This is a genomic window from Microbacterium sp. (genome assembly GCF_036823965.1).
GTDB lineage: Bacteria > Actinomycetota > Actinomycetes > Actinomycetales > Microbacteriaceae > Microbacterium.
In genome coordinates, this window is record NZ_DAITBE010000010.1 from 1 (window position 1) to 17,330 (window position 17,330).

General features: G+C 68.4%; 21 protein-coding genes. 12 read left to right on the forward strand and 9 right to left on the reverse strand.

Annotated elements, in window-relative coordinates; all coding sequences use genetic code 11:
• From sufB to V7Z82_RS15305, 7 genes are all read left to right on the forward strand, one after another.
• Positions 1 to 1,211: Fe-S cluster assembly protein SufB (sufB, locus tag V7Z82_RS15275; protein ID WP_334152445.1), on the forward strand; the 1,211-nt coding region annotated here is incomplete at its 5' end.
• Positions 1,212 to 2,417, forward strand: coding sequence for a Fe-S cluster assembly protein SufD (gene sufD / locus V7Z82_RS15280; protein ID WP_334152446.1), 1,206 nt, complete (start codon positions 1,212 to 1,214; stop codon positions 2,415 to 2,417).
• Positions 2,414 to 2,740 (forward strand): Rieske 2Fe-2S domain-containing protein, encoded by a 327-nt coding sequence (locus tag V7Z82_RS15285; protein ID WP_334152447.1) that lies wholly within the window; start codon positions 2,414 to 2,416, stop codon positions 2,738 to 2,740. Before sufD ends, V7Z82_RS15285 begins: the two co-directional genes overlap by 4 nt.
• On the forward strand, positions 2,741 to 3,511 hold the full coding sequence (gene sufC / locus V7Z82_RS15290; protein WP_334152448.1) for a Fe-S cluster assembly ATPase SufC: 771 nt from the start codon (positions 2,741 to 2,743) through the stop codon (positions 3,509 to 3,511).
• Between the two features lie 9 nt (positions 3,512 to 3,520).
• Positions 3,521 to 3,850 (forward strand): metal-sulfur cluster assembly factor, encoded by a 330-nt coding sequence (locus tag V7Z82_RS15295; RefSeq protein ID WP_045280093.1) that lies wholly within the window; start codon positions 3,521 to 3,523, stop codon positions 3,848 to 3,850.
• Between the two features lie 2 nt (positions 3,851 to 3,852).
• A complete protein-coding gene (locus tag V7Z82_RS15300) occupies positions 3,853 to 5,007 on the forward strand; it encodes a MalY/PatB family protein (protein ID WP_334152450.1) in 1,155 nt (384 codons plus the stop codon).
• Complete coding sequence (locus V7Z82_RS15305; RefSeq protein ID WP_334152452.1) at positions 5,004 to 6,371, forward strand: MFS transporter; 1,368 nt, start codon at positions 5,004 to 5,006, stop codon at positions 6,369 to 6,371. Before V7Z82_RS15300 ends, V7Z82_RS15305 begins: the two co-directional genes overlap by 4 nt.
• Here V7Z82_RS15305 and V7Z82_RS15310 read toward each other — a convergent pair.
• Complete coding sequence (locus V7Z82_RS15310; protein ID WP_334152453.1) at positions 6,337 to 6,930, reverse strand: TetR family transcriptional regulator; 594 nt, start codon at positions 6,928 to 6,930, stop codon at positions 6,337 to 6,339. The two genes, V7Z82_RS15305 and V7Z82_RS15310, sit on opposite strands and share 35 nt — an antisense overlap.
• 64 nt (positions 6,931 to 6,994) lie before the next feature.
• Between V7Z82_RS15310 and V7Z82_RS15315 the strand changes: the two genes are divergently transcribed.
• The 3 genes from V7Z82_RS15315 to V7Z82_RS15325 are packed head-to-tail and all read left to right on the forward strand — an operon-like array spanning position 6,995 to position 8,854.
• Positions 6,995 to 7,582: a biotin transporter BioY gene (locus V7Z82_RS15315; RefSeq protein ID WP_334152454.1), complete on the forward strand. Its 588-nt coding sequence runs from the start codon at positions 6,995 to 6,997 to the stop codon at positions 7,580 to 7,582.
• Positions 7,572 to 8,264 carry an energy-coupling factor ABC transporter ATP-binding protein gene (locus tag V7Z82_RS15320; RefSeq protein WP_334152455.1) on the forward strand — a complete coding sequence of 231 codons (693 nt, stop codon included), beginning with the start codon at positions 7,572 to 7,574 and terminating at the stop codon, positions 8,262 to 8,264. The genes V7Z82_RS15315 and V7Z82_RS15320 overlap by 11 nt, the downstream gene beginning before the upstream one ends.
• Entirely contained in the window at positions 8,261 to 8,854 is a 594-nt protein-coding gene (locus tag V7Z82_RS15325) for an energy-coupling factor transporter transmembrane component T family protein (protein WP_334152456.1), read from the forward strand. The genes V7Z82_RS15320 and V7Z82_RS15325 overlap by 4 nt, the downstream gene beginning before the upstream one ends.
• 5 nt (positions 8,855 to 8,859) lie before the next feature.
• Here V7Z82_RS15325 and V7Z82_RS15330 read toward each other — a convergent pair whose 3' ends face one another.
• From V7Z82_RS15330 to V7Z82_RS15345, 4 genes are all read right to left on the reverse strand, one after another.
• Entirely contained in the window at positions 8,860 to 10,149 is a 1,290-nt protein-coding gene (locus V7Z82_RS15330) for an acyltransferase family protein (RefSeq protein WP_334152458.1), read from the reverse strand.
• 99 nt (positions 10,150 to 10,248) lie between these two features.
• Positions 10,249 to 10,917 (reverse strand): response regulator transcription factor, encoded by a 669-nt coding sequence (locus V7Z82_RS15335; RefSeq protein ID WP_334152459.1) that lies wholly within the window; start codon positions 10,915 to 10,917, stop codon positions 10,249 to 10,251.
• Positions 10,914 to 12,230 (reverse strand): sensor histidine kinase, encoded by a 1,317-nt coding sequence (locus V7Z82_RS15340; protein WP_334152460.1) that lies wholly within the window; start codon positions 12,228 to 12,230, stop codon positions 10,914 to 10,916. The genes V7Z82_RS15335 and V7Z82_RS15340 overlap by 4 nt, the downstream gene beginning before the upstream one ends.
• A 5-nt stretch (positions 12,231 to 12,235) precedes the next feature.
• Entirely contained in the window at positions 12,236 to 12,853 is a 618-nt protein-coding gene (locus tag V7Z82_RS15345) for a DedA family protein (protein ID WP_334152461.1), read from the reverse strand.
• A gap of 173 nt (positions 12,854 to 13,026) precedes the next feature.
• On the opposite strand from V7Z82_RS15345, the gene V7Z82_RS15350 reads away from it, so the two are divergent.
• Together V7Z82_RS15350 and V7Z82_RS15355 are read left to right on the forward strand one after the other, a co-directional pair.
• Complete coding sequence (locus V7Z82_RS15350; protein WP_141871817.1) at positions 13,027 to 14,625, forward strand: ABC-F family ATP-binding cassette domain-containing protein; 1,599 nt, start codon at positions 13,027 to 13,029, stop codon at positions 14,623 to 14,625.
• Positions 14,626 to 14,676: 51 nt separating this feature from the next.
• Positions 14,677 to 15,261 (forward strand): pyridoxine/pyridoxamine 5'-phosphate oxidase, encoded by a 585-nt coding sequence (locus V7Z82_RS15355; protein WP_334152462.1) that lies wholly within the window; start codon positions 14,677 to 14,679, stop codon positions 15,259 to 15,261.
• 18 nt (positions 15,262 to 15,279) lie between these two features.
• On the opposite strand, the gene V7Z82_RS15360 is transcribed toward V7Z82_RS15355, so the two are convergent.
• The 4 genes from V7Z82_RS15360 to V7Z82_RS15375 are packed head-to-tail and all read right to left on the reverse strand — an operon-like array spanning position 15,280 to position 17,318.
• Positions 15,280 to 16,095 (reverse strand): SURF1 family cytochrome oxidase biogenesis protein, encoded by an 816-nt coding sequence (locus V7Z82_RS15360; protein ID WP_334152463.1) that lies wholly within the window; start codon positions 16,093 to 16,095, stop codon positions 15,280 to 15,282.
• Positions 16,092 to 16,286: a hypothetical protein gene (locus V7Z82_RS15365; RefSeq protein ID WP_334152464.1), complete on the reverse strand. Its 195-nt coding sequence runs from the start codon at positions 16,284 to 16,286 to the stop codon at positions 16,092 to 16,094. The genes V7Z82_RS15360 and V7Z82_RS15365 overlap by 4 nt, the downstream gene beginning before the upstream one ends.
• Positions 16,283 to 16,633, reverse strand: a complete 351-nt coding sequence (locus tag V7Z82_RS15370; RefSeq protein ID WP_334152466.1) for a DUF3099 domain-containing protein — start codon at positions 16,631 to 16,633, stop codon at positions 16,283 to 16,285. Before V7Z82_RS15370 ends, V7Z82_RS15365 begins: the two co-directional genes overlap by 4 nt.
• Positions 16,634 to 16,685: 52 nt before the next feature.
• A complete protein-coding gene (locus tag V7Z82_RS15375; RefSeq protein ID WP_334152468.1) occupies positions 16,686 to 17,318 on the reverse strand; it encodes a DUF4190 domain-containing protein in 633 nt (210 codons plus the stop codon).
• Between the last annotated feature and the right edge of the window lie 12 nt (positions 17,319 to 17,330).

Genomic DNA, 17,330 nt, shown 5'->3' on the forward strand with positions numbered 1-17,330 from the left:
CGACCTGGGGTGCAGACCTCAGCGAGATCGACTTCGACAACATCAAGTACTTCGTCCGCTCCACTGAGAAGCAGGCGCAGACCTGGGAAGACCTTCCCGAGGAGATCCGCGAGACCTACGAACGGCTCGGCATCCCCGAGGCCGAGCGCCAGCGCCTGGTCGCCGGCGTCGCCGCGCAGTACGAGTCCGAGGTCGTCTACCACCAGATCCGCGAGGACCTGGAGCAGCAGGGCGTCATCTTCATGGACACCGACACGGCGCTGCGCGAGCACCCCGAATTCTTCGAGGAGTACTTCGGCACCGTGATCCCCGCCGGCGACAACAAGTTCGCCGCGCTGAACACGGCCGTCTGGTCCGGTGGCTCGTTCGTCTACGTCCCCAAGGGCGTGCACGTCGAGATCCCGCTGCAGGCGTACTTCCGTATCAACACCGAGAACATGGGTCAGTTCGAGCGGACCCTGATCATCGCCGACGAGGACAGCTACATCCACTACATCGAGGGCTGCACGGCTCCGATCTACAAGTCGGACTCGCTGCACTCGGCTGTCGTCGAGATCATCGTGAAGAAGAACGCCCGCGTTCGCTACACGACGATCCAGAACTGGTCGAACAACGTCTACAACCTCGTCACCAAGCGTGCGATCGCCCACGAGGGCGCCACGATGGAATGGGTCGACGGCAACATCGGCTCCAAGGTGACGATGAAGTACCCGTCGATCTACCTGATGGGCGAGCACGCCAAGGGCGAGACGCTCTCGGTCGCCTTCGCGGGTCCCGGTCAGCACCAGGACGCCGGCGCGAAGATGATCCACATGGCTCCCTACACGCAGTCGTCGATCATCTCGAAGTCGATCGCCCGCGGTGGCGGTCGTGCCGGATACCGCGGCGAGGTCCGCGTCGACGCGAACGCGCACCACTCTGCGAACACCGTCCGCTGCGACGCTCTACTCGTCGACACGAAGTCGCGATCCGACACATACCCGGCGATCGACATCCGCGTGGACGACGTGCAGCTCGGCCACGAGGCCACGGTCTCGAAGGTGAGCGAGGAGCAGCTGTTCTACCTGCAGTCCCGCGGCATGCCGGAGGACGAGGCGATGGCGATGATCGTGCGCGGCTTCATCGAGCCGATCGCACGTGAACTGCCGATGGAGTACGCGATGGAGTTGAACAAGCTCATCGAGATGGGCATGGAAGGATCGGTCGGCTAGATGGCGGCCCAGGCGACAGCGTCCGCAGAGACGCAGGAATCGAACGCGCACATCGACCCGGCGGCCCAGGTGGCCGCAGCGGGTTTCACCCCGGTGCAGACCCGCTCTGAGCGACCGCACTCCTTCGAGCCGGATGACTTCGGCGTGCCCACCGGGCGCGAGGTCAACTGGAAGCACACCCCGGTCGCGAAGCTGACCTCGCTGTTCGAGGTCGCAGCTCCCAACGACGGCGTGCGCTACGACGTGCGCTCGGGCGAGCAGTACTTCGCTGCTCCGCTCGCAGCGGGGACCGCTCCGCGTGGCGAGGTGTTCCTCGCAGAGGACATCACTGCCGCCGTGGCGTGGCAGGGTGCGACCGAGGGGCTGCACATCCGCATCCCGCGAGACGAGGAAGTGGCAGAGCCGGTCTTCGTCGCGATCGAGGGACTCGGCGCCGATCGTCGTGCCGACGCGCACATCGTGATCGAGGCGCTCGAGCACAGCGTCGCCACCGTCGTGCTGCAGCACACCGGGGCCGCGCAGTACTCCCAGAACGTCGAGATCATCGCTCGCGCCGGTTCGAAGCTGACCGTGATCAGCCTGCAGCAGTGGCAGGACGAGGCAGTGCATGCGTCGTCCCACCAGGCACGCGTCGGAGCGGATGCGGTGTTCAAGCACTTCGTCGTCAGCTTCGGCGGCGGTGTCGTGCGCGTGAACCCGAACGTCGAACTCGCCGGCGCAGGCTCTGAGGGATATCTCTACGGTCTGTCCTACGCGGATGCCGGACAGCACCTGGAGAGCCAGGTGTACATGCACCACAAGGGGCCGCACACCACGGGCGACGTGCTCTACAAGGGCGCGCTGCAGGGGAAGGGCGCGCACAGCGTCTGGATCGGCGACGTGCTCATCGGACCGGATGCCACCGGCACCGACTCCTACGAGGCGAACCGCAACCTGGTGCTCACCGAAGGCGCTCGCGCCGATTCGATCCCGAACCTCGAGATCGAGACCGGCGACATCCAGGGTGCCGGTCACGCCAGCGCGACCGGTCGTTTCGACGACGAGCAGCTGTTCTATCTGCAGGCGCGCGGCATCAGCGAGGAAGAGGCTCGTCGCCTCGTCGTCCTCGGATTCCTCACCGACATCGTCCAGCGCCTCGGCATTCCCGCACTGGAGACCGAGCTGCTCGATGCGATCGAGACGGAGCTCGCGGCGGTGAACGCATGACCGCAGAGCGAGTCTGCGGTGTCGCCGACCTCGAGCAGGACATGCCGCTGCGTGTCGACCCGGCCGGCGTGCCCATCACCGTCATCAAGGACGGCGAAGGCGTCATCCACGCCATCGGCGACACCTGCACGCACGGCGAGATCTCGCTGTCCGAGGGCTTCGTCGAGGGCGACACGGTGGAGTGCTGGGCACACGGCTCCGCCTTCTCCCTGCTCACCGGCATGCCCGGAAACCTCCCCGCTTACGAGCCCGTCCCGGTCTACGTCGTCGTGATCGACGGCGACGACGTGCTCATCGACCCGACCGTGATTAAGGAAGTCTGAATGTCTGTTCTCGAGATCCGCGACCTGTACGTGACGGTCGAGACCGAGTCGGGGGCCACCCCGATCCTCAACGGAATCACCCTCACCATGAACACCGGTGAGACCCACGCGATCATGGGCCCGAACGGGTCCGGCAAGTCGACGCTGGCGTACACGATCGCCGGTCACCCCAAGTACACCGTCACCGGCGGATCCATCACCTTCGACGGTGAGGACGTGCTGGCGATGACCGTCGACGAGCGCGCACGCGCCGGACTGTTCCTCGCGATGCAGTACCCGGTGGAGATCCCCGGCGTCACCGTGACGAACTTCCTCCGTACGGCGAAGACCGCCCTCGACGGCGAAGCACCGGCGATCCGCGGCTGGACCAAGGACGTCAAGGCGGCCATGGCGAATCTGCGCATGGACCCGAAGTTCGCGCAGCGCAACGTCAACGAGGGCTTCTCCGGCGGTGAGAAGAAGCGTCACGAGATCCTGCAGCTCGAGGTGCTCAAGCCGAAGTTCGCGATCCTCGACGAGACCGACTCCGGCCTCGACGTCGACGCGCTGAAGATCGTCTCCGAGGGCGTCAACCGCGCGAAGGAGTCCACCGGGCTCGGCGTGCTGCTGATCACGCACTACACGCGCATCCTCCGCTACATCCGCCCCGACTTCGTGCACGTGGTCGTCGCGGGAAAGATCGTGGAAGAGGGCGGACCCGAGCTCGCCGACCGGCTCGAGGACGAGGGATACGACCGTTTCCTCGACCCCGCAGCCCCCATCGAGGCGTAGGCTGGCGGCATGACCGCGACGCTCACAGACCAGAAGTACGACGAGGTCACCGAGGCACTCAAAGACGTCATGGATCCCGAGCTGGGGATCAACGTCGTCGACCTCGGTCTCATCTACGATCTCGCCTGGGATGACGAGAACGATGCTCTCGTCATCCACATGACGCTGACCAGCGCCGGCTGCCCGCTCACCGACGTGCTCGAGGACCAGACGGCTCAGGCACTGGACTCGGTCGTCGACCGCTTCCGGATCAACTGGGTCTGGATGCCGCCGTGGGGCCCGGAGAAGATCACTGACGACGGGCGTGACATGATGCGCGCGCTCGGCTTCGCGATCTGAGGATGCTGCCGGTCACGGCGCTGTCCCTCGAGGAGCTCCGCGAGCGGACCAGTGCGAAGTGGCGGGAGTACCCCGCTGACGTGCTGCCGTTGTTCGTGGCCGAGACAGATTTCCCGTTGGCGCCCACGATCACGGCCACGCTGCAGCGGGCGGTCGCGATCGGGGACACCGGGTACAAGGCGTCACGGACACCGCTCGCGGAGACCTATGCGGCCTTCGCGCAACGGCGCTTCGACTGGCAGGTCGATGCCGCGCGCATGCGCAGCACGGCCGATGTCAGCATGGGCATCGTCGAGATCCTGCGCCGGGTGACCCGGCCAGGAGATCGCGTCGTCGTGACGCCACCGGTGTACCCGCCGTTCTACGAGCTGGTGAACGAGGCCGGTGCTGTGCCCGAGCGGGTGCCGCTGGTCGACACCGGCGAGCGGTGGGAGCTCGATCTCGACGGCATCCGCTCGGCATTCGAGGCCGGAGCCAGGGCGATCCTGCTCTGCAACCCGCACAACCCGACCGGCACGGTGCATTCGCGTGCGTCGCTGACCGCTCTTGCAGCCATCGCCGCCGAGTACGGCGCCAGCGTGGTCTCGGATGAGATCCATGCTCCGCTCGCGCAGCCCGACGCCGGATTCACACCGTTCCTCTCGGTCGGCGAGCACGCCCAGCGCATCGGCTACGCCGTCGTCAGTGCGAGCAAGGCCTTCAACCTCGCCGGACTCAAATGCGCACTCATGGTCACGGCGAGCGAGGAGACCTCCTCGCTCGTGCGCGGCATGCCTGACGAGGTCGAATGGCGCACCGGCCAGTTCGGTCTGCTCGCGGCGGTCGCCTCGTTCTCCGAGCAGAGCGACCCGTGGCTCGACGGACTCCTGCGCACCCTGCACGAGAACCGGACCCTGCTGCACGAGCTGCTGGCGCGTCACGTGCCGGAGGCCCGCTATCGGATCCCGGATGCCGGGTACCTCGCCTGGATCGACCTCAGCGACCTGGGCTGGGGCGACAACCCGGCCCGCCGGATCCTCAAGGAGGCGCGGGTGGCGCTGCACTACGGACCGGCCTTCGGCGACGAGGGCAACGGTCACGTGCGCCTGAACTTCGGCACCAGCCCTGAGATCATCACGGAAGCCGTCGAGCGCATCGCCGCGCTCGTGCGGTCATGACCGACGAGGTCGACACGGTCTCGATCTGGGACCGCGAACGAATCTGGGTGACCCTCGGTGCGGTCGCGCTGATCTTCCTCGCGGCGATCGAGTCACTCGCCGTGACGACCGTGATGCCGGTGGTGAGCGCCGCACTCGACGGTGAGGCGCTGTACGCCGTCGCCTTCGCCGGCACCCTTGCGACCAGCGTGATCGGCATGGTCGCGGCCGGCGCGTGGTCGGACGGACGAGGCCCACGGGGCGCGCTCTCCGCCGCGGTCACGCTGTTCCTGATCGGACTCGTGATCTCCGGCGTCGCGGTGACCATGCACCAGTTCCTCATCGGCCGTCTCGTGCAGGGACTCGGCGCCGGCGGACAGACCGTTGCGCTGTATGTCGTCGTGGCCAGGCTCTATCCGCCGCATCTGCATGGACGGGTGTTCGCCGCCTTCGCCGCGGCCTGGGTGGTGCCGTCGATGATCGGGCCGTTCCTCGCGGGTGCGGTGACCGAGTTCCTCGACTGGCGGTGGGCGTTCCTCGGGGTCGCCGTGCTGACCGCTATCGCCTTCGCGATGGTCGCCATGCGCCTGCGCGGTGTCGACCTCGGTCAGGGCGTTCCGCAGGATCGACGGGTCGTGCTGACGCGGCTGCTGCTCGCGGTCGTGGTGGCCGTGTTCGCGGTGCTGATCGGATTCTCGGCTGACATGGTGCCCCCGGTGGGGTGGCCGGTCGCGCTCGGCGCGATGGTGGTGATCGGTGTCGCCCTGCTGCGGCTGGTGCCGAAGCGCACGCTGCGAGCCGGATTCGGGTTGCCGAGCGTCGTTCTGATGCGTGGCCTGGTCGCCGGGGCGTTCTTCGCCGCGGAAGCCTACATCCCGTACCTGCTGATCGCGCGATTCGACTTCACGGTCACGTGGGCAGGGCTGGCTCTCATGCTCGCGGCGTTCGCGTGGGCGGGCGCGTCTGCACTGCAGGGACGCTACGGCGAGCGACTCGGCAACCGCAGGATCGCGGCGATCAGCCTGACCCTGCTGCTGATCGCGCTCATCTGCGTGCTGCTGTCTGCGGTCTGGGGATTCACGCCGATCCTGGTGATCGTCGGCTGGGCCTTCGCCGGTGGCGGCATGGGACTGCTCTACCCCCGGCTGACCGTGCTCACGCTCGCATACTCGGGCGCGGGGGAGCAGGGATTCAACTCCTCGGCGCTCTCGATCTCGGATGCCACCGGCTCAGCGGTCGCGATCGCCCTCGCCGGTCTCGCGGTCGCCACGCTGGGCGGGGGCGCAGGCGCGTTCAGCATCGTCTTCGTGTTCTGCGTCGGACTGGTGCTCGTCGCAGCGATCCCCGGGCTCAGACTCGGTCACGCGGCGGAGCAGACGCGCTGACCCCGCCTGCGATGGCTGTCACGCCGAGGTCGAACACCCGGTCGAGGCCGGCGGTGATGTCGTGCTGCTCGTCAGCGGCATCGCCGACGAGCACGGCGCCGTGGCTGTCGGCGTGCATCCGCTGCTGCACCAGCGTCGCGTGGCCGAGGATGAAATGCAGCATCGCCGTTGCGCGTTCCGACGCATCACCGGCGCCGCTGGTCTGCACCGCGTCCGTCAGTGCTCGCTGCGCGTGCGACGAACCGAGGCGCAGCGCCGAGGTGCTGAGCACGAGCTCGGCGCCGTCGCGGTAGGCGAACAGCGCATCGCGGATGCCGCGGGCAGTGTCGAGCACCGAGGCGTCGCCGCGTGGGATGCCGGCGGTGATCCGGTCGGCGAGTTCGGCGAGCAGCTCCTGCTTGCTCGAGAAGTGCCAGTAGAGCGCGCTCGGCTGCACATCGAGTCGGGCGGCGATGCGCCGCATCGACAGATCGGCGAGTCCGACCTCGTCGAGCAGGGCCAGCGCGACGACCGCGACGCCATCGCGGTCGTGGCGGATCGAGTTGTGTCCCGGGGTCATCTCCTCACTATACTGAACGCCGTTCACGTGAACACCGTTCAGGAAGCATTCGGGAGGACCACTCATGGCAGACAATCGCAGCGACATCGGTCGCGATCTCGGGCGTATCGCGATCTTCGCGGCGCTCATCGTGGTGTTCGGCATGGTCACGGTGCCACTTCCCGGCGGGGTACCGATCACGGCGCAGACGCTCGGCGTGATGCTCGCAGGCGCAGTGCTGGGCCCGCGGCGCGGACCGCTCGCCGTGCTGACCGTGCTCGTGCTGGCTGCTGTCGGGCTGCCGGTGCTGGCCGGCGGGCGAGGCGGGCTCGGGGTCTTCGTCGGACCCACCGCCGGCTACCTCATCGGCTGGATCGCCGGTGCCTTCGTCATCGGCCTGATCGTGCACGGTGGTCGGATCACGTGGTGGCGCACCGCCCTCGGCGCGGTGGTGGGCGGCATCCTCGTCGTGTACCTCTTCGGCATTCCGGTGCAGTCGCTCGTGCTCGGCGTCGATCTCGGACCGACCGCGCTGTCCAGCCTCGCGTTCCTCCCCGGCGACCTGCTCAAGGCGGCTGCCGCAACCGCGCTCACCCTCGCTCTTCGTCGCGCGTACCCGCCGGCGTTCGGCATCCGTTCCTTCGCTGCGCAGCCGTCGACACATGCCGGCTGAGACAGCTCTCGCGTCGATCTCGTTGGACGGGGTCGGGGTCGAGATCGACGGACATGTCGTGCTCAGCGAGGTGTCCGTCGAGCTCACCGCGCCGCGCATCGCCGTGATCGGGGCGAACGGCTCCGGCAAGTCGACGTTCGCTCGACTGCTCAACGGACTCGCCGTGCCCAGCACCGGCAGCGTCAGGGTGCACGGCTTCGACAGCGTGCGAGAACGTGCGCCACTGCGTCGCCGAGTCGGCTTCGTGTTCACGAACCCGGATGCGCAGATCCTGATGCCGACGCCGGCCGAGGATCTCGCGCTCTCGCTTCGGGGGCATCCGAAACCGGAGATCGCGGCACGGGTGTCGACAGCCCTCGCAGCGCACGGCCTGACAGCGCACGCCGAGGCTCCGTCGTCGAGCCTCTCCGGTGGACAGAAGCAGATGCTCGCACTGGCATCGGTGCTGATCACCGAGCCCGCTCTGATCGTGGCCGACGAGCCGACCACCCTGCTCGATCTGCGCAACGCCCGTCGCATCGGCGATCTGCTGCTGTCGCAGAGCGCTCAGGTCGTGCTGGTGACGCACGACCTGGAGCTCGCCGCCCGCTGCGACGTCGCACTGCGGTTCGACGGCGGTCGACTCATCAGCACTGGCGACCCGGCGGAGCTCATCGATCGCTACCGGCGCGAGTGCGCATGATCCAGCTGTATCGACCGGGAACCAGTCCGCTGCACCGCGCACCGGTCGGCCGCAAACTCGCCCTGCTCGCGGCGGTCGCCCTGCTGCTGTCCCTTCTTCCGCAGGATGCCGTGAGCATCGGTGCAGTCCTGCTCGGAGTCGCCGGGCTGTACCTGGTCGCCGGCTTCTCTCCGCGCGTGCTCGGCGTCGAGCTGTGGCGCATCCGTTGGCTGGTCATCGTGCTCAGCGTCGCGCTGGCCGTGTTCGTCTCGCCGCTGAGCGCGTGGATCAGCACCGGCCGGGTGATCGCCCTGCTGCTGCTGGCCGGGCTGCTGACGTCGACGACCAGGATGGCGGATCTCCTGGACGCCTTGCATCGGATGCTCCGCCCGCTCCGCCGGATCGGTGTCGATGCGGATGCCGTCGCGATGACGCTTTCGCTCACCCTCACGATGATCCCTGTCGTCGCAGGATTCGCCGACCGGGTGCGCGACGCCCAGCGGGCGCGCGGCGTGCGGCTCGGCGTGCGGGCCGTCGTGCCGCTGCTCGTGCTCGCGCTCCGCCATGCGGATGATGTCGGGGATGCCCTGGTCGCTCGCGGCATCGGCTGACGGCCTCATGCGGCTACCACGACCGCGTCTGCGGGGCGAGTCAGCCGGAGTGAGGCGGCGATCAGAGCGACCGCGATCGCGATCGTGGCGACGGAACTGCCGAGCACCAGCAGCAGCAGCAGGCCGACGAGTCCGGCGAGCACAGCGGCCGTGACGCGCCCCGAGGACCCGACGAACGCGGAGACAGGCCGGCGCTCGAATCGTGCTGCGAAGACCGCCACGAGTGCTGTCAGCGCCAGCGCGACCGCGAGCCACATCGGTCGGGCGGCCCACCATCCGACGCTGTCGAGCGGTGGGAGCTCGAGTCCGGTGTGCGTCGAGAGCAGTGCGGTGGCACCGGCCATGACGAGCAGGACCGGCATGTGCCACAGGTAGATGGTCATGGATCGCGGAGTCACGAAGGCGGTGAAGGCGGAGGCGGCCGCAGCTCGACTCCAGCGCTCGATGCGCTCGCGGAGCAGTGACACGGCGCTGGTGTGCACGACGCCGACCAGGAGCAGTGCGGTCGTCGGCGGGCTGATGTTCGCGATCAGGTCAGGGGAGTGCACGCCGGTCAGGAAGGACGAGATCAGCAGAGCCAGCGCGCCCAGACCGGCGACGGCGCGCGTCCGTCGGCGCAGTGCGTCGATCCGACCGTCGGCGAGGAAGAAGCCCAGCTGCTGCAGCACGAGCCACACGAAGGCGAGGTTGAGGAATCCCACGGCGTCGATGCCGCTCACGGCGCGCAGCGCATCGACACCGATCGCAGCCGCGACGAGCGCTCCGAGCGTGAGGAACGGTGCGCGTTCGTGCGCAGCGGCGAAGGCGGGCAGCAGCGCCTGGCACAGCAGGAAGACGGCGAGGAACCACAGCGGCTGACCGTACCGGAATCCGGCGACCTCGAGGAGATCGGCGGGGACTCCGATGATCGTGAGGAGTGCGAGCGCGAGTCCGACGATGCCGATGGTGATGATCGCCGGTCGGAGCAGGCGGTGGAGTCGGCCGACGATGAACCAGTGAGCCGTGCGTCCGCGCTGACGCGAGCCGCGATATGCGAGCAGCCCGGAGAACCCGCCGATCACGAAGAACAGCGGCATGACCTGGAGCAGCCAGCTGAGCGGTGCGATCCAGCCGGTGCCGTCGCTCGCGTTGGCGAACACCGGACTCCCGTCGACGACCGTGACGCCGACCATGAGCGCGTGCAGCAGCACCACGCCGAGCACGCAGATCGCGCGGACGAGATCGATGCCGGTGTCGCGCCCGAGGCGTTGCGATGGGGTCGGCACGGTGGCGAACGGTGCAGCGGCGATGGCCATGAGTCCTCCTGTGGAACGGGTGTTCCAGGAGACTATGGACGCGGTACCGTGCCGGGCATCACCCTCGGGTGCTGTCCTGACCCCCTACCGCAGAGGGAGTCAGGAGGGCTCGACGAGGCCCGTGTCGTAGGCCAGGATCACGGCGTGCACGCGGTCGCGCAGCTGCAGCTTGGCGAGCACCTTGCCGACGTGCGTCTTCACCGTCTGCTCGGCGATGAACAGATCGGCGGCGATCTCGGAGTTCGAGCGCCCGCGCCCGATCAGCACCAGCACCTCGCGTTCCCGGTCGGTGAGGTCGGCGAGGGCGGTGCTCGAGCGGTTCGCATGCGGGCGGCGCCCGGCGAACTGCTCGATCATGCGCCGGGTGACGCTCGGCGCCAGCAGCGCGTCACCGGCCGCGACGACCCGCACCGCGTGCACGAGCTCCTCCGGCAGTGCGTCCTTCAGCAGGAAGCCGCTGGCGCCTGCGGCAAGAGCGTCGTACACGTAGTCGTCGATGTCGAACGTCGTGAGCATCAGGATCCGCGGTACGTGGGCTGCCGGATACGAGGCGCCGAGGATGCGGCGCGTGGCCTCGATGCCGTCGAGCTGCGGCATCCGCACGTCCATCAGGATCACATCGGGGTCGAGCCGGGCCGCGAGCGTGACCGCCTCGGTGCCGTCGGCCGCTTGACCCACGACGCGGATGCCGTCATGCGCGTCGAGGAGCGCGGCGAATCCGGCGCGCACCATGGCCTGGTCGTCGGCGATGAGGACGCTGATCGTCACGTGGTCTCCTTCTCGGGGGAGGCGGGGGGATCCGCCGGGGTCGTCGGCGCATCGAAGAGCAGGGGGAGCGCGGCATCGACGGTCCAGCCGCCGTCGGTGTCTGGTCCCGCGCTGAGGCTGCCGCCGAGGAGCTCGGCGCGCTCACGCATGCCGCGGAGTCCGTAGCCGCCACCGGTCTCGGTGCTCGTCGCCGCAGACGCCGCGTTGTGCACGCGGAGACGGATCGACGTCTCGTCGGCCTGCACGCGGACCACGACCGCGGCGCCTGGGGAGTGACGCACCGCATTGCTCAATGCCTCCTGCACGATGCGGAACGCCGCGATCTGCACGGACGACGTCGCCAGCGATGCTGTGCCGCCGCCCTCGATCGCGAGTCCGACGTCGACACCCGCACGACGGATGCTGTCGACGAGCCCAGGGATATCGTCGATGCCGTGCTGCGGAGCCAGCTCAGCAGACTGGTCCTCGGTGCGGAGCACGCCGAGCATGCGGCGCATCTCGGTCAACGAAGTGCGCGCTGTCGCGGCGATGTCGTCGAATTCGGCTGCCGCGACCTCGCCGATCTCGGGCAGACGGTAGCGGGCCGTCGATGCCTGCACCTGTATGACCGACATGCTGTGCGCGACGACATCGTGGAGCTCGCGTGCGATGCGGGTGCGCTCCTCGACGAGGGCTCGACGCGACTCCTCGAGCGCACTGTGCTCGCGTTCGCGGGTCAGTTCCGCGCCGAGGCGAACTCGCCCGGCGACCAGGGCGGCGATCACGTACATCGCCACCGCGACGGACGACGTGACGATCAGATCCGCCGTCGCGCTGCCGGACGATGCGGCAGTCGCCACCATGTCCGGGCGGATCAGAGGTGCCACGAGCGAGGTGATCACACCGGTGATGAGCGCGAAGGCTCCCAGCCTGCCGCCATGCCGGAACGTCACGACGCCCACGAGCAGCACGAACGCCAGGAGCGCGGGGACGGACCATGGCCAGGGCGCGGAGATCGCCAGCATCGTGTCGACCGCGATCGACAGCATGAAAATCGATGCGCAGAACACCGCGATCGCGGTGCGCGGGCGGGAGAGGGAGAGCAGAGGAGCAGCGCACGCGGCAGCACCGAGGATGAAGGAGAGGGCGAGCGGTGTACCCGAGAGATTCGTCTGGAGTGGCACCAGGGTCGCGAACAGGGCGATCGTCACCGCGCCGAGCGCCCCCAGGGAGCCGGTGCGGCGGGTGAGCCAGGGTGCACGAGGTGCACGAGCGGCACGTGCCGGGCGTGCGGCGGGTGGCACGCGGGGCGAGCGCTGTCGGCGGGAGGCCATGTCTGTCATCCTGCCAGCTGCGGAACGGAGGCCCGACGTCGTCGTGCGGCGGCGACGCGATCGATCACGAGCCCGACGAGCAGCGCGATCACGATTCCGAGGCCGGCGCTCAGCATCGGCTGGTCCTTGAGCCACGCACCGGCCAGCAGTCCGATGGCCAGGCTGAACACAGCCCAGCTGATCCCGCCGATGAGGCTGAGCGGCACGAAACGACGCCACGGGAAGCCGAGTGCCCCGGCGGACATGTTCACCGCGACGCGCCCGACCGGGATGTACCGGGCACCGAGGATGAGCACGGCGCTGCGGTGCTCGAGTGATCGCTGCGCTGCAGTGAACGCCGCCACGACTCGTCGACGGCGCATCCAGGCGAATCGGGTCGTGCCCACCGATCGTCCGATCAGGAAGGCGATGTTGTCTCCGATCGCGGCGCCGATGGCTGCGATGACACCGAGCAGCACCAGGTTCGCGCCCCCTGCCGAGGTCGCGACGGCGGCAGCCGCGACCAGCACGGTCTCGCTCGGCACCGGTGGGAAGAACCCGTCGATCACCGTCACGATGAACAGGACGAGGTACAGCCAGGGCGAGGCGACCGCCTGCATGATGAGCTCATTGATGACATCCACTCATGAACCGTACGAACGGAGTGCTGTCGGCGGCATCCCTCTCCGGTATCGACCTCGTCACCCTGCGGGGTGATCTTCCTGAGCACGCACGCGGTCAGCGCCCAGCCGCAGCCGCTTATACTGGGAGGCTGGCCCCTCGGCCGACTTCCACCCCAGAGAACGGATATCCCGCTGTGCTTGCCGTGCACGACCTCGAGATCCGCGTTGGCGCGCGACTCCTCATGGAGAACGTCTCCTTCCGCGTCGCCGATGGCGACAAGATCGGTCTGGTCGGCCGCAACGGAGCAGGGAAGACGACACTGACCAAGGTGCTCGCGGGCGACCTGCTCCCCGCTGATGGCACTGTCACCCGGTCCGGCGAGCTCGGCTACCTGCCGCAGGACCCTCGTTCGGGAAATCCTGAAGACCTCGCCCGCACGCGCATCCTCGACGCGCGTGGTCTGGGACAGCTGAACCTCGGCATGACCGAGGCGTCGCTCGAGATGGGATCCGACGACCCGGCCGTGGCCGCGAAGGCGATGAAGCGCTACGGACAGCTGACCGAGCAGTTCGAGGCGCAGGGCGGATACGCCGCCGAGGCGCAGGCCGCATCGATCGCGCACAACCTCTCGCTGCCCGACCGCATCCTCGATCAGCCGCTCTCGACGCTCTCCGGTGGTCAGCGTCGCCGCATCGAGCTGGCCCGCATCCTGTTCTCCGACGCGCAGACGATGATCCTCGACGAGCCGACCAACCACCTCGACGCCGACAGCGTCGTGTGGCTGCGTGAGTTCCTCAAGGGGTACAAGGGCGGGTTGATCGTGATCAGCCACGATGTCGAGCTCGTCGGCGAGACCGTGAACCGGGTGTTCTATCTCGACGCCAACCGCCAGATCATCGACACCTACAACATGAACTGGAAGAACTACCTGCGTCAGCGGGTGGCCGACGAGGAGCGCCGCAAGAAGGAGCGCGCCAACGTCGAGAAGAAGGCGACGACCCTGCAGCTGCAGGCGGCACGCTTCGGTGCAAAGGCCTCGAAGGCTGCGGCCGCCCACCAGATGGTGGCTCGCGCCGAGAAGATGCTCGCCGGGCTCGACGACGTGCGTCAGGAAGATCGCGTCGCGAAGCTGCGGTTCCCGAAGCCCGCCCCGTGCGGGAAGACGCCCATGATGGCATCGGGTCTGTCGAAGTCCTACGGTTCGCTGGAGATCTTCACCGACGTCGACCTCGCGATCGACCGTGGTTCGAAGGTCGTCGTGCTCGGCCTCAACGGTGCAGGCAAGACGACGCTGCTGCGCATGCTCGCGGGCGTCGACCAGCCAGACACCGGTCAGCTCGAGCCCGGGCACGGCCTCAAGGTCGGGTATTACGCGCAGGAGCATGAGAATCTCGACGTGAACCGTTCGGTGCTCGAGAACATGGTGTCCGCTGCGCCGCACATCACCGAGACCGAGGCGCGGAAGGTGCTCGGCTCGTTCCTGTTCACCGGCGATGACGTGCTCAAGCCCGCCGGCGTGCTGTCGGGCGGCGAGAAGACGCGTCTGTCGCTCGCAACGCTCGTCGTGTCATCCGCGAACCTGCTGCTTCTCGATGAGCCCACGAACAACCTCGACCCGGCGTCCCGTGAAGAGATCCTCGGCGCGCTGGCGCACTACGAGGGTGCCGTGGTGCTCGTCTCGCACGACCCGGGTGCCGTGCAGTCGCTGAACCCCGAGCGCGTGCTGATCCTGCCCGACGGTGTCGAGGACATCTGGAGCCAGGAGTACCAGGACCTGATCGAACTCGCCTGATCGGGTCGCGTCGGTTCCACCGACCGGCGTCCACGTGGCAGAGTCGAGAGCATGACGCATGATGCCCCGGTTCCGGATGCCGTTTCGCTCACTGAATGGTTGCGGGGACGGCCTGCGCTGACCGGCGTGGCACCGCACTGGGATCTCGACGCGCTGCCGACGGATCCGACGGTGCTGTTCGAGGAGTGGATCCGGGGTGCCGATGCCGCCGGCGTGCCGGAACCGCACACCACGACGCTGGCGACGGTGGATGCCGACGGGGTTCCCGATGCTCGCACGCTCATCGTGAAGCGCGTCGACGAACACGGCTGGGCGATCGCCAGCACCCGTTCCTCACGGAAGGGCGCTCAGCTGGCTGATGTGCCCGCAGCCGCGCTGAACTTCTGGTGGCAGCCGCAGGTTCGAGCCGTGCGTGTTCGGGGAACCGTGGTCGAGGCGACGCCCGAGGAGAGCGCCGCGGACCTCGCCGCCCGATCGGCCGCCGCGCGCGCCGACGTCGCGGATGGCGACTGGGTGCTCTGGCGGATCGTCCCGACCCGCATCGAGTTCTGGCAGGGCTCGCGAGATCGTCGGCACACGCGTGTGGTCTATGAGCGCACCGATGCCGGCTGGACGCACCGGGCTCTCCGGGACTGACGCGGACGCGGACCCGGATCAGACGTTCGCGTCGAGGAGCTCGTCCTCGACGTCGGCGTCCTTGTCGCGGCGACGAGGGGCCTTCACCGGTGTCGGGATGCCCTCGACCTCTTCGCGGTGCTTCACGATCTCGGTGCGGATGATGTATCCGATGAAGATGAAGCCCATGATCGCGAACAGGATCCACTGGATCGCGTACGACAGGTGGGGACCGGGGTCGTCGGTCGGTGAGGAGAATCCGCCGAGTGCGGTGTTCGCGGCCGGATCCTCGCTGATCAATTGTCCGTAGGCACCCGTGATCACGTCACCGTCGACGAGCGCGGCGATCGTCGGCAGGTTGATCGTGGGCACCTGGCCCTCGGGTGCCCCTCGTCCGGATGCCGGGACCTGCTCGCCCGGCCGCAGCCGCACGATGACCTCGACCTCGCCGGATGGGGGTGCTGCCACGGAGTCGGGGGAGTCACCGTCTCCCGGCGGCACCCAGCCGCGATCGACGATGAACACCCGACCGTCGACGTCCTGGAACGGCACGAGCACCTCGAAGGCACTCGTCCCACCGTGCGGACGGTTGCGCACCAGCAGCTGCTCGTCGACCAGGTACTCGCCGCGCAGCAGCACCGGGTGCCATTCATCGTTCGGCTGCAGTGCCCCATCCGCCCCGATGAGATCAGCGAGCGGCACGGGGTCGGCGTCGTAGTTCTGCTCGACGAGCGCGATCTGCTCCTCCCTCGTCGCGTTGCGGTCGAACTGCCACTGCGACAGGAAGACGCAGGCGACTGCGAAGCCGATCGCGATCAGCACATAGACCGCCCATCGAGTCATCCGACTGCTCATGCGGGGACACCTTCACGGGTGGAGACGGGGAAATCGCGGGCTGCGAGATAGTCGTGCAGGAAGTCGACGTGCTCCTCGCAGGCCAGCCAGATCTTCTCGCGGTCTGCCGCATGGATGCGCGGATTCCGCCACACCACATGCTTGGTCGCCTCGCGCCGGCAGCCGGCTCGCGAGCATTCGAATTCGCTCACGCGTCGTCCCGCCGGGCCTCGGTGATCCGGAACACCTGCGGGTCGCCGATGTCGATGGGCTCGGGGACGACGCGCGGCGCCTCCACCTGCAGCGTCGGCGACTCGGCGACGGTCTCGGTGCTGTCGCTGCCCGCGTTCGCGAACACCACTGCGATGTAGGGGAGCACCGCTGCCGCGGCCGCGAACACCCAGGTGTACCAGCCATAGGGCTGCACCAGCATCATCAGGGCGAAGCACGCGATGCGGATCGACATCGTGATGGCGTACCGGCGCACACGGTGGTCGCCCTCGACCTGCGGAGACTCCGGCAGAGAGGTGACGGCGGGTACGGCGCGCTTGCTCTTCACGATCTCTCCAGCCTACGCCGGAACGGCCGCACCGGCGTGCCGTTCCGGCGCGTCAGCTGTTGACGAGGAAGGGGATCGTGAAGGCCCCGAAGAAGATCGCGCTGATCACCGTGACGACGATCCCGAGCGCGAGGAACCCCAGCATGATGTAGCCGATGATGAGGCCGGCGAAGGCCACACCTCGTCCACCGACTGCGGTGTTCGCCTTCGTCTGCCTGAGCGCCATGTGGCCCGTGATCACGGCGACGACGGCGGCAAGGATCGGGAAGACGAGCCAGCTGAAGACCACACTGGCGATCGCACACACCAGCGACGTGATCGCGAGACCGCTGGTCGGACGGGCGACCGGATAGTTCGGCGTGCCGTACGCCTGGTAGCCGGGCTGCGGATACCCGGGCTGGGGCGCTGCACCGTACGGCTGCTGCGTCGGCGGCGGCGCGTAGGCGGGCTGGGCGGGCGCCTGGCCGTACGCCGGGGCTGCACCCGGGTACGCCTGGGTGGGATGCGGCGGCGTGGCCGGGTACGAAGGCGCCGCCGGGTACGGCGGCGCAGCCGGGTACGGCTGCTGCGGGGTGGCCGGGAGCCCCTGAGCCGGTGGTGCAGGGGGAGCGGGTGGAATGTACGGGGCCGCGGGAGGAACCGGGGGCTGTTCGCCTGCAGAAGGAGGGATGCTGTTGTCGCTCACGCGGATGCCTTT